Below are 12300 nucleotides of genomic sequence, written 5' to 3' on the forward strand. Positions count from 1 at the left end.
GGTGCGCCCCTGAGCCGGACCGGTGGGTCGTCCCGGTGGCGTCAACGGGCGGCGGCCCGGGTCTGCCCGCCGGTGACGGCGGGGTGACGTGCGCTGCGACAGGGTCGGACGGCGACGGCCGGTGCGGGTGCCGGCGGTCGGGACCCTCGTCTCGGGCAGGCCGTCAAGGGAGACCCCATGATCAGGACAATGCTCCGGGTCCGCGCGCGCCCCGGCGCCGAACAGCGCGTCCGGTCGGCATGGCGGACGGCCGCGGCGCAGATCGGCGCGCTGCCCGGCAACCTGCGCCGGGAGCTGTTCCTCGACGCCAACGACCCGCACACGTTCGTGCTCGCCACCGAGTGGGTCGACGACGACGCCCTACACGACTACGAGAGCGGCCCGGTGGCCGCCCGGCTCGCCGACGCGCTGCGCGACGGGTGTGAACCGGCCACCGCCGACGACCACCTGATGATGCGCGACGAGCCGGACGGGCACCCCACGATCCTGGTGGACGTCGAGGTCACCGTGCCCGCCGACCGGCTCGCCGAGTTCCACCGGGGCCACGCCGAGGTGACCGCCCGGATGGCCGCCGTCCCCGGCTACCTGCGTGAGGACCTGCTGCGCGAGCCCGACTCGGGCGTCCACCACATCTTCGCCGAGTGGCGTACCGAGGCGGAGTTCCACCGCTGGGTCGCCAACCCGGCCCACGCGCGGGAGGAGGCCGGGCCGATCGCGTCGTTCCTGCTCGACTTCCGCCGCCGACTGTTCCACCTCGCGACCCGTCCCGGCGACGACCGGGCAGCCAGCACCGGTAGGGAGACCGACGTGCACACGACAACTGACGTACTCATCGTCGGGGCGGGGCCGACCGGGCTGACCGCCGCCGTCGAGCTGGCCCGGCGCGGCATCGACTGCCGGGTGGTGGAGAAGTCGGTGGCCCCGCCCGGCCAGGCCGACAAGGCGATCGGGGTGCACTGCCGCACCATGGAGATCTGGGCGGAGCAGGGCATCGTGCGGGAGGCGATGGACGCCGGGATCTGGCTCACCGGCAACGTGGTGTTCGTCAACGGCACCCAGACCCACCGGATGAGCTGGGAACTGCCCGGCCTGCCGTACGCGCACCTGGGCCTGCCCCAGTACGAGACCGAGCGCATCCTCACCGAACGGCTGGCCACCCTCGGCGTCCGGCCGCAACGCGGCGCGGAGCTGACCGGGTTCACCCAGGGCTCGGACGGCGTGCTGGCCAGCCTCACCCTCGCCGACGGCAGCATCCGCACCGTCCGGGCGAAGTACCTGATCGGTGCCGACGGCGCGCACAGCCGGGTCCGTCACCTGCTCGGGTTGACGTTCTCCGGCGGGTTGGGCCGGTTCCCGCAGCTGTTCATGCTCGCCGACGTCGACGTGAACTGGGACATGCCGCCGGGGCACCTGCTGCGGTTCCTGCACGAGACCGACGGCCGGATGGACGGCATGCTGGTCTGCGTACCGCTGCGCGGAGCGGGCCGGTACCGGATCGCGACCCTCGCGCCGCCCCGGTTCTTCGCCCAGACCGGCGGCCGGGACGCCCCGCCCGGGTTCAGCGAGGAGTTGGCCGAGCCGACCCTCGACGACGTGCAGGCGGCGCTGGACCGGCTGGCCCCGCACGGTACCCGGGCGACGAACCTGCGCTGGTCGTCGGTGTTCCGGATCAGTCACGGCATCGTCGACAGGTACGGCCACGGCCGGGTCTTCGTCGCCGGGGACGCGGCCCACCTGCACCCCCCGGCCGGCGGACAGGGGATGAACACCGGCATCCAGGACGCCTGGAACCTGGCCTGGAAGGTGGCGCTGGCGGTACGCGGGGTCGCCGCCCCCGGCCTGCTCGACAGCTACGAGGCCGAACGCCGCCCGGAGGGCGAGGAGATCGTCGGCCGCGCGGTACGGATGGCGTTCACCGACGAACTGGACCGCGCCGACCTGGAGCGGCAGTTCCTCCAGGAGATGTCGCTGCTCCTCAGCTATGCCGACAGTCCACTGGTCGGCGAGTGCGTCACCGATCCGGACGGGCTGCGCGCCGGCCCGCGCCCCGGCGACCGCGCACCCGACCTGGGCGGGTTGCGGCGGCAGGGGGTGGGGCACCCGTTGCGCCTGCGCGACCTGACCGCCGGCACCCGGCACACCCTGCTGCTCTACGCCGACGCCTCGGCCGATCCGGCGGCGGTGGCCGCCGTGCCGGGGCTCTGCGCCGACGTGCGCGCCCTGAGCCGGGGCGAGGTCGACGCCTACCTGCTGCTCAGCCCGGACGCCGACGATCCGGGGCTGCTCGCGCCGCCGGTGGTGCGCGACGCCGGGGACGAGTTCCGCATCCGGTACGGGGTGACCGGCACCGCCCTGTACCTGATCCGCCCGGACGGGCACGTCGGCTTCCGCAGCCAGCCGTTCGACGCCGACGCGCTGCGCAAGAACCTGCACCTGGTCTTCGGTGGTACGCGATGAGGCCCGTGCGTACGGTGCTCGCCATGCGTACCCGGGAGGGCTGCGCGGAGCGGTTCGAGGCGGAGTGGCTCTCGGCGGCGGAGCAGATCCGGCAACTCGACGGGTGCCTGCGCCAGGACCTCGTCCGGGATGCCGACGACCCGCGCAGCTACCTGGTCATCAGCGACTGGGCGGACCGGGAACGGCTCGACGCCTTCGGCCGCAGCGAGCACCGCGACCGGCTGCTGCGGGTGGTCCGCGACCTGCGGGAATCCGCCGAACGACACACCTACCAGGTGCTGCACAGCATGCCCAGCGCGCCCGAGGAGACCAGATGACCGAGCCGGTGCCCGCCGCACAGCTCTACACCGAGCAGTTCGCCGTCGACCCGTACCCGTCCTTCGCCCGGCTGCGCGCGGACGCGCCGGTCTGCCCGGTCAGCTCACCCCGGTTCGACTCGTACCTGCTGACCCGGTTCGACGACGCGCGCACGGCGTTGACCGACCCCCGGCTGTCCAAGGACCTCTACGGCCCCGGGCAGCACTACCTGCAACTCTTCGGGCCGAACTCCGAGGCGCTGAACCGCAACATGCTCAACTCGGACCCGCCGGAGCACACCCGGCTGCGCCGGTTGGTGTCGCAGGCGTTCGCGCCCCGCCGGATCGAGGCGCTGCGCCCACGGGTACGGCAGATCGTCGACGACCTGATCGACGGGTTCGTCGCCCAGGGGCGGGCCGAGCTGATGCACGACTTCGCGATCCCGCTGCCGATGGTGGTGATCTGCGAACTGCTCGGGGTGCCCCGGACCGACCAGGAGCGGGTGCTGGACTGGACGCAGGTGATCCGTACCTCCGGGTCGTCGCGGCGACCGCCGGAGCAGGAGCGGGCGGCGGTCGGCGAGGCACAGGTGCGGCTGCACCACTACCTGGCGGAGCTGGTGGCCGCCAAGCGGACCACCCCGGCCGACGACATGATCAGCGCGTTGATCGACGCCTGCGACCAGGACGGCAGGCTGTCCGAGGCGGAGCTGGTCACCACCACCTTCCTGCTGTTGTTCGCCGGGCACCAGACCACCGCCGACTTCCTGGGCAACGCGACGGTGGCCCTGCTGACCCATCCCGACCAGCTCGACCTGCTGCGGAACACCCCGGAGCTGCTGCCCTCGGCGATCGAGGAGTTGCTGCGTTTCGACGGCCCGCTACCGGTGGCCAGTCCCCGGGTCGCCACCGAGGATGTCGAGTACGGCGGGGTGCGCATCCCGGCCGGGTCGATCGTCGGTGTCGTGCTCAACGCGGCCAACCACGATCCGGCGCACTTCGTCGACCCGGACCGGCTGGACCTGCGCCGGGTCCGGGGGCCGCACCTGGGTTTCGGCCACGGCGTGCACTACTGCCTCGGTGTCTCGCTGGCCCGGATGGAGGCCCAGCTCGGCCTGGCGGCGCTGCTGCGCCGGCTGCCCGGGTTGCGCCTGGCCGTGCCGCCGGCAGAGTTGCGCCGGTTGCCGGCGGCGTCGCCGTTCCGGGGTCTGCTGGAGCTGCCGGTCCGGTTCGCCGCGTCCGCCCCGCCGGTGTCACCTCCGCCGGCCAGTCGTCCCCGCCCCACCGAGCCGACCCGTACCGTCTGATCCCCGAGGAGTTCCGATGACCTTCCGCAACGTGATCGTCTGTCGCATGGTGCCGGGCAGCGAGCAGACCGTCGCCGACGTGTTCGGGTACTACGACCGGACCACCCGCCCGCAGGACCTGGGCGTGGTCGGGCGGACCCTGCTGTCCTTCCACGGCCTCTACCTCCACCTGATCGAGCGGAACGCGGACCCGAAGGTGACCGGGCAGACCCGGGGCCTGCCCGCCTTCCAGCAGATCGCCGAGCAGATCGCCCCGTACGTGACGCCCTACCCGAGGGACTGGAGGAACCCGTCGGACTCGGTGGCGAAGGAGTTCTACTCCTGGACGCCGGACGAGCCGCCGGCCGTCGGGGGCGAGCCGAGCCGGACGGTGATCGTGGCCCGGATCAAGCCCGGCGCGGAACCCACCGTGGCGCAGATCTTCGCCGAGTCCGACGCCGGTGAGCTGCCCACCCTGATGGGGGTCACCGGTCGGTGGCTGTACTCCATCGACGACGTCTACCTGCACGTGCTGGAGCGCACCGGCGAGACGTTCGCCGGTGCCGTCCGGCAGGAGCACGACCAGCCGGCCTTCGCCAAGATCATGGACGATCTCAGCCCGTACATCAGCGCGTACGACCCGGACTCCTGGGAAAGCCCGCTGGACGCGGTGGCGACGGAGTTCTACCGGTGGCGGGCCGAGGACTGAGCAGGTCGACCGGCGGGGGCCCGGTGGCGCGGGCCCCCGCCGGTGCGCCCGTCAGCCGGTGGGCAGGGTCGCCCAGCCCCGGTTGAAGGTCAAGCTGTCGTCGTCCGGCCGGTAGTTGCGTTCGATGTTGCCGGCGGCGTCCACCGAGAACCAGTGGATCTTGGTGCCGACCGGGACGGTCAATGTCTCGGCCCCCTCCCGGATACCCGCCGAGGCGTACAGGGTGGATGCGAAGGTCGGCTTGCTGCCGTCGAGGGTGTAGAACACCGCCGCCGGCTCGCTGACGTCGAACCGGACGCTGACCGAGCCCTCGGTGGCGCTCGGCGTGACCGACAGGGTGCTGGTCGGCCGCTTCTTGTCCTTGTCGTAGTCCCGGGCCACCCGCAGCAGCTCGACCAGGCCGTTGCTGAACTCCATGGTCTCCTGGTGCGCCTCGTCCCAGGTGGGCTGGAAGCTGGTGCCGACCTCGAAGTTCCAGGCGTAGATGCCGTACTTGTACCAGAGCATGTCGCCGGAGTTACCCGCCGCCGAGTACAGCACGTCGGAGATCGGGCCGGTGCGGGCCGGGGTGACCGCCATGTTGCGGTGCCGCTTGATCGCGGTGAGGATGCGCGACGACGCGCCCCAGAAGAACGACTCCTCGGCCAGCGTCGGCCGGGGCGCGGAGATCCGGCCCGGGGTGGCGTACGCGCCCGGCGACCACATGAAGTAGTTGCCGGAGGAGTGCAGGTTCATCGAGAACTTCATGTTGGGCCGCTGGGCCAGCCAGTCGACGTTGCGGTTCTCCGGCTCGGACAGCTCGCTCGGCCCGGCGTAGGTGTCGCCGGTGCAGCTCGCCGACGCCCCCGAGTAGCCGTCGAAGAGGCTGTACTCGGTGTAGTTGCGGTTGTTGTCCACCCCCCACGAGTTGCGGGCCAGCGCGTCGGTGGCACCGCCCGGCGCGCAGTGGTTGGTCATGTTGCGCCGCTGCGAGGCGTAGTCGTAGAACGAGTAGTGCCCGCCGTCCGGGTTGATCGACGGCACGATCCAGATGTCCAGGGTGCGCAGCAGCTGCTTGGTGTTCTCGTCGGTGGCGTGGTTGCGCAGCAGCCGCTCGGCGGTCTCGACGGCCACCAGCGGCGGGACCCACTCTCGAGCGTGCTCTTGAGCGTAGGCGAGCACACCGGTGCGGGAGCCGTCGCGGTACTTGCCGATCCGGATGGCGTACACCGGGTGCGGGTCGCGGGAGACCCCGGCCGGCGCCTTGAGGTTGTCCGACAGCGGCGTCGCCGCGACCGGCGCGACCACCCCGGCACCCGCGTCCCCCCGATAGGTGTACGCGGTGACCAGCGCGCCCGCCTCGGCGGTCAGCGCCGCGGCGACCTGGGCGGCGGTGCTGGTCACCGCCCCGGCGGCGTCGGTGGCCAGGCTGACCCGGATCGCCCTGCCGGTCACCGTGACCGTGAGCGGCCGGTCGGCCGCGCCCGGGTCGGCCAGCTCGACGGTGATGTCGTTGCCGCCCTCGTGTCCCCAGGCGAGCGAGTCGACGGCGACCCGGGTGGCGGTGGTCCCACCGAGCACCACCTGCGCCTTACGCCGGTACCCGTTGGTCTGGTACGGCAGCTTCACCACCTCGGCGAGCTGCGGGTAGGCGTCGGCCAGCTGCTTGATCCGGGCGTACAGCTCGGTCGGGGTGAGGTAGCTGGTGACGAAGTCCTTCTGGTAGCCGGGGCCCTCCGGGCTGTCGGCCGGGATCGGCAGCCACTCGGCGACCTCGGCGACCGCCACGTCGCCGGTGGGGCTGGTGATCTGGATGCGCTGCGGCCGGGCGGTGACGGCGGCGGCGCCCCGGTGGTAGAGGTAGACCCCGGCGTCGACGAACCGGGAGATGGTCTGGGTGCCGCCGGAGCCGATCTCGGTGCCGGGGCCGCTGTCGCGGGCCACGGTCAACGTGCTGGTGGAGGTCTGCCCCTGGGCCCACTTCGCCTCCACCGAGAGCACCTGGTTGGTGCCGGAGGTGTAGTAGTCGGCCCGGATGATCTTCACGTCGGAGGCGGCGGCGCTGCGCTGCAGGGTCGCCGTGTATGCCCGGTTGTCGGCCCGGTGCGCGGCGATCGTCGCCTCGCGCTCGCTGATCCGCTGCGCGGAGTCGGCGGCGGCGTGCAGCACGGCACCGACCCGGTAGCCCATCCGCTTCAGCGCGGCGACCTCGGTCGGGGTGACCACGGCGTGCACCACGATGCCCGCCTCGGTCGGGGTGACGTGGTGGTCGAGGTCGACGCCGGTGGCGACCAGCGCGTCGAGCTGGGCGGTGCCGGCGACGGTCACCTCCACCACGTCGGCCTGCTCGTCGGCGGAGCGTTCGAGCACGACCGGGGCGTCGGCCTCCCGGTCGGGCGGGGCTGCGGTGCCGGCCGTGGCCGGGCCGGCGAGCAGCAGCAACGCCACGCCGGCGGCCGTCGCGGCGGGTAACCGCCGCCAACGGTGGGGGAGCGCGGAACGGGACATCTCGGGCCACCTTTCCTGGGGGTACGAGCCGGGCCGACGGCGCGCGGCAGCGCCCGCCGTCGGGCGGGGTCGGGAACGGGGGAGGTCGGACGCCGACAGTCGGGCGACGGCGGGCGGCCGAGTCGCGACGTCGACCCGGCGACGTCGGGGGACACGTGGCGTCTCCCGGACGCGCGGGGCGACGGACCGGCGCCGATCCGGTCTGCGTGACGGGCGTGGGGCGTACCTGGTTACGGTCGGTCGTGGGGGCGTTGCCGATCGGTGCGCCCATCCTGGCCGTACCCGCTCGGATCTGTCAATGATCTGTCCCGACGGACACGGACTGTCACAACGGGTGTCCTCTCCCGACGGTCGACGCGGTGCCCCCGCGCCGCCTCAGGACGCCGACCGGTAGTGGCCGGTGAGCCGGCCCAGCTTCATCGCCAGGTGCAGGCACAGCCGCTCGTTGCCGTCCTTGAGGTCGGTGCCGGCGAGCTGCTCGACCCGTTGCAGCCGGTAGTAGAGGGTGGTCCGGTGCAGCCGCAGCTTCTCGGCGGTGGCGTGGGCGTTGCCGGCCAGGTCGAGGTACGCCTCCAGGGTCTCCAACAGCACCTGGTGGGCGTCGTCGCGCAGCAGCCGCTCCAGCCCGGGATGCACCCCGGCGACGTCGAGGTGCCGGGCGTCGAGCTGGGACAACACCCGGTAGATGCCCAGGCCGGCCCAGGAGATCACCGGACCCAGCGCCGGCAGCTGCACCCCCACCCGGGCCGCCTGTACCGCCTCCCGGTAGGACTGCACCGCGTCGACCAGCCCCGGGCGTGCCTGACCGATCCCGGTCACCGTGCGCTCCACCGAGGACAACCCCCGGGTCGCCTGCCGTAGCGCCTCGTCGAGGTGCCCGGCGACGGCCTCCGGGCTGGGCCGGCCGGCGATCCGGCCGCCGCAGATCAGCAGCACCCCGTGGTCGGGCCAGACCATGTGCAGCGACTCCCGGACGCCGAGCCAGCGGCGGGTCGCCACCAGCGCCTGCTCCAGCGCGATCCGGGCCACCTCGTCGGGGTGCCGCCCATCGGCGGGGGCGAGCTGGGCCACCACCGCCGTGGTGGGGCCGTCACCGGCGACGGTGCCCTCCTCCAGCAGCGCCCGGACGGCGTGCGCGCGGGCCTGCGGGCTCTGGACCAGCAGCGTCCGGGTGGCCTCGGACTCCCGCTGCGAGGCCAGCTCGCCGAGCAGGTTCTCCCGGTAGAGGGCCAGCGACAGGTCGGTGAAGGCACCGGTCGCGGTGGCGATGTCGGCGTCGGTCATCGACCCGTCGTCGTCGATGAACCAGACGAAGCCGAGCAGCAGGTCGTCGTGCCAGATCGGCACACAGACCCGGGGGAGCAGGTCGAGGTCGACGTCGGCCGGGGTACGCACCGGCTCACGGGCGGTGAGCACGCCCATCCGACGGAACCAGGCGATCACCTCAGGGGTGGTCTGCCGGCGCAGGATCGACATCCGGCGTACCTCGTCCATCGGACCGTCGTGTTCGCTGTAGACGACCACCCGCTGCCGCCGGTCCTCGATGAGGGCGGGACGACCCACCCGCGCGGCGACGGCGTCGACTATGCGTTGAAGCTCACCGTGCATGGATCTCCCCTGGTTGGCTGCGCGGCAGGGGTGCGACAGCCGGTGCCCTACCCTGTGCGGCCGGTGGGCCTGTGCGCAAGGTCCACCGGGGATCTACCGACAAAAGGACGGCCCCCACGGCGACTGTTCCGGCAATTGTCCGAAGCACCGTGATGATCGACGATCGTAAGGTTCCGGTGCGGTGGGCAGCGGGCCGCCGGCGCGCAGGAGGGAACGCCCGAGTGACAGCTGGTAGGCCCTGGCGGGGGGTGCTGGTCGCCATCACGACGCCGTTCCGCGACGACCTCGGCGTCGACTTCGACCGCCTCCAGGAACACGTGCGCTGGTTGGCCGGGACGGGCTGCCACGGGGTGACCCCGTGCGCGTCGGTGGGGGAGTACCGGGCCCTGTCCGACGACGAGCGGGCCGACGTGGTGCGGGCGACGGTGCAGGCCGCGCCGCCCGGCTGCGCGGTGCTGCCCGGGGTCGGCGGGTACGGCAGCCGGCAGTCCCGCCGCTGGGCGGAGCAGGCCGCCGCCGCCGGGGCGCACGGGGTGCTCGCACCACCCCCGGACGGCTATCCCGCGGGCGACGCCGACGTGGTCGCCCACTACCGGGAGGTCACCGCCGTCGGTCTGCCGGTGGTGGCGCACAACGACCCGTACGACACCCGGGTGGACCTGACGCCGGAGCTGCTCGCCCGGGTGGCCGAGACCGACGGGATCGTCGCGGTCGAGGAGTTCTCCGGCGACGTGCGCCGGGTGCACCGGATCAGGGACCTCTGCCCGCACGTGGACGTGTTGGCCGGCGCGGACGACGTGCTGCTGGAACTGGTGCTGTGCGGGGCCCGGGGCTGGGTGTCCGGCCTGTCCAACGCACTTCCCGGGCCGGCCCTGCGGCTGTACGACCTGTGCGCCGCCGGTGACCTGGCCCGCGCGTTGCCGCTCTACGCCGAGCTGCACCCGGCCTTCGGCTGGGGCTCCCGGCCGGAGGCGGTGCAGGCGATCAAACTGGCGATGGACTGCGCCGGGCGGTTCGGTGGCGGGTGCCGCCCGCCGCGCGGCCCGCTGCCACCACCGGCCGCCGCCCGGCTGCGCCGGGACCTGGTCCGGGCCCTGTCGGTCGCCGTCGATCCGGTCACCGACGGTCGGCACCGCTGAACCCGGCGGCCGGACGTGACCCGTCGCGGGTCCTTCAGGTGTCGGAAGCCACCGGGCCACCTGCCGACATCTGCACGGTGACCGGCCCCGGCCCGTCCTCCTAGATTCGCTGCGCGGCCCAGTGACAGGTGTCCCGGCAGCCACCCCCCGCCGACACCGGACCGGACGCCGTGTCCCTCCCGACGAGAGGTGAACCTGTGCACCGTGCTACCCGCAACAAACCCCGACTGAGGCGTTCCGTGTTGGCCGCGGTCCTGACCGGCACGCTCGTGGTGACCGGCGCGGCGCAGGCCGCCGCGGCCCCGGCCAACCCGGCCGGCGGCACCGCCCCGTTCCAGGTCCTCGACCCGCAGGCCTGGCAGAACCCCGACACCATGACCTGGGACGACTATCAGGCCGTGCCCGGCAAGAACTGGGCCGACCCGAGCGTGCGGGGCTCCATCCGCAACTTCAAGATCGCCCTGGTCGCGCTCGACTATCCGGACCAGACGTTCGCGGTCTCCCAGCGGGCCCGCTCGACGGTCTTCGGCAACCCCCAGTCGGTCGCGGCCAACATCCCCCGCGCCGACGTGCCGAAGTTCTACCAGGACTTCCTCAACACCCCGAACACCCTGAACAAGGGGCACACCCTGCACGAGTACTGGATGCAGGACTCCAACGGGCGCTACGGCGTGGACCTGGCCGGCTTCGGGCCTTACCAGATGCCGGCGAAGTCGTACCAGTACGGGCTGGACAACAGCTTCAACCCCGGCGCCTGCCCGAGCGGGGACGCCTGCAACAAGAACATCCGCACCGACGGCCTGGGCGCCTGGCGGGCGGCGGTCGGTGACGAGGTCGCCAACCAGTACGAGCTGGTCTTCATCCTCAGCGCCGGGCAGGACGAGTCGTCCACCTGGCAGGAGTTCGGGCAGATGATCTTCCAGAACAAGGAGGACGTGCCGGACTCCTGGGGCCCGCCGGACCCCAACCTGCCGAACTGGGCCAAGACCCGCTACGTCGAGTGGACCTCGTGGAAGGCGGCGGCGACCCTGTGGCCCAACGCCGGCTCCGGCTCCTCCACCCAGGGGGAGAGCTCCGGCATGGGGGTCTACGCCCACGAGCTGACCCACCTGCTCGGCATCGGCGACAACTACAACAACCCGTACGGCGAGCCGTTACGCCGGGCGTACACCGGCATCTGGAGCATGATGTCGCGCGGGTCGTTCAACGGACCCGGTGGCCCGCACACCCGCTGGCAGATCCCGCCGACCAACGGCGGCTCGATGGGCTCGCTGCACACGGTGCGGGACAAGCTCAAGATCGGCCTGCTCGGTGAGGAGCACGTGCTGCGGCTGTCCCGGGAGGCGCTGGCCTCGTCCGGAATGGTCACCGCCCAGGTGACCGCCCGCGCGGTCGACGCCGGCCCGAAGGGGCTGACCGGCGTGAACATCGCCCTGAACAAGGACCTCTCGCCGGCCTGCACGGTGGCCACGAACCCGCTGTGTGACGGCGGGAGCTTCAACAACTACACCGTCGAGGTCGTCGACCGGATGGGGGCGGACTCGTTCACCCCGGACCGGGGCGTGCTGCTGAGCAAGACCAAGAACGCCGACAGCGCGCCGTTCCAGTGGGTGGTGGACGCCAACCCGCAGGACATCGACATGATCGACTTCTACCGGCCGGACGGCACCCCGCAGAAGATCACCATGGGTGACTACCGGCAGCTCTCCGACGCGCTGTTCCACGCCGGGGCGGACACCGGCAGCCAGTACGAGTACGTCGACGAGGCCAACCGGCTGCACTTCTACGTCATCGACCTCAAACGGGACGCGGCCGGCTCGCTGTCGTACACGGTGGCGGTGCGGTCGCTGGACGGCACCGGGGGGCCGAGCACCCACGGCGTGTCCCTGGGCAAGGGTGAGGTGACCAGCACCGGTAAGCCCACCAACCGGGGCGTGACCTGCTCGTTCGAGCTGACCAACAGCGGCACGTACTCGGCCGGCGGCCAGCAGCACCCGGAGGACGCCACCGCGTACCTGAAGTCGGACGTCTACCGGCTCTCGGCGGAGGTGGCCGGCAAGGGCTGGCGGACCTGGCTGCCCAACGCCCTGGCCACCGCCCAGTTCGGCAAGTCCACCACCGTCCGGGTGTCGGTGGGGGCCACCGCCGCCGCGGCGGACACCGGCTTCGTCAAGCTCACCGCGACCTCGGAGAGCGACCCGTCGAAGACGGTGACCAAGCAGTGCCGGGTGGAGAAGTCCTGACCGGAATCGACCGACGCCGTGGGTCCGTGGTGGCGCAGGCCGCCACGGACCCACGGCACGGGTGGGGAGGAGACC

Annotated in this window: 8 protein-coding genes; 6 read left to right on the plus strand and 2 right to left on the minus strand. The window is 72.5% G+C overall.

The window, feature by feature from the left end; genetic code table 11:
• Window positions 1-177: 177 nt before the first annotated feature.
• The 4 genes from ACWCHM_RS09390 to ACWCHM_RS09405 are packed head-to-tail and all read left to right on the plus strand — an operon-like array spanning window position 178 to window position 4748.
• On the plus strand, window positions 178-2457 hold the full coding sequence (locus ACWCHM_RS09390; RefSeq protein ID WP_454222114.1) for an FAD-dependent oxidoreductase: 2280 nt from the start codon (window positions 178-180) through the stop codon (window positions 2455-2457).
• Complete coding sequence (locus ACWCHM_RS09395) at window positions 2454-2774, plus strand: putative quinol monooxygenase (protein ID WP_204960426.1); 321 nt, start codon at window positions 2454-2456, stop codon at window positions 2772-2774. Before ACWCHM_RS09390 ends, ACWCHM_RS09395 begins: the two co-directional genes overlap by 4 nt.
• Complete coding sequence (locus ACWCHM_RS09400; RefSeq protein WP_204960427.1) at window positions 2771-4060, plus strand: cytochrome P450 family protein; 1290 nt, start codon at window positions 2771-2773, stop codon at window positions 4058-4060. Before ACWCHM_RS09395 ends, ACWCHM_RS09400 begins: the two co-directional genes overlap by 4 nt.
• Before the next feature lie 16 nt (window positions 4061-4076).
• Window positions 4077-4748: a TcmI family type II polyketide cyclase gene (locus tag ACWCHM_RS09405; RefSeq protein WP_454222116.1), complete on the plus strand. Its 672-nt coding sequence runs from the start codon at window positions 4077-4079 to the stop codon at window positions 4746-4748.
• Window positions 4749-4799: 51 nt separating this feature from the next.
• On the opposite strand, the gene ACWCHM_RS09410 is transcribed toward ACWCHM_RS09405, so the two are convergent.
• Window positions 4800-7235 (minus strand): M14 family metallopeptidase, encoded by a 2436-nt coding sequence (locus tag ACWCHM_RS09410; RefSeq protein WP_454222118.1) that lies wholly within the window; start codon window positions 7233-7235, stop codon window positions 4800-4802.
• A 375-nt stretch (window positions 7236-7610) separates the two neighbouring features.
• Window positions 7611-8843 carry a PucR family transcriptional regulator gene (locus ACWCHM_RS09415; RefSeq protein ID WP_204960430.1) on the minus strand — a complete coding sequence of 411 codons (1233 nt, stop codon included), beginning with the start codon at window positions 8841-8843 and terminating at the stop codon, window positions 7611-7613.
• 221 nt (window positions 8844-9064) lie between these two features.
• Between ACWCHM_RS09415 and ACWCHM_RS09420 the strand changes: the two genes are divergently transcribed.
• Both ACWCHM_RS09420 and ACWCHM_RS09425 read left to right on the plus strand, forming a co-directional pair.
• Entirely contained in the window at window positions 9065-9982 is a 918-nt protein-coding gene (locus ACWCHM_RS09420; protein WP_281896834.1) for a dihydrodipicolinate synthase family protein, read from the plus strand.
• Between the two features lie 239 nt (window positions 9983-10221).
• Complete coding sequence (locus tag ACWCHM_RS09425) at window positions 10222-12225, plus strand: M6 family metalloprotease domain-containing protein (RefSeq protein ID WP_281896837.1); 2004 nt, start codon at window positions 10222-10224, stop codon at window positions 12223-12225.
• The last annotated feature ends 75 nt before the right edge of the window (window positions 12226-12300 follow it).

This window comes from Micromonospora sp. SCSIO 07396 (assembly GCF_053667945.1).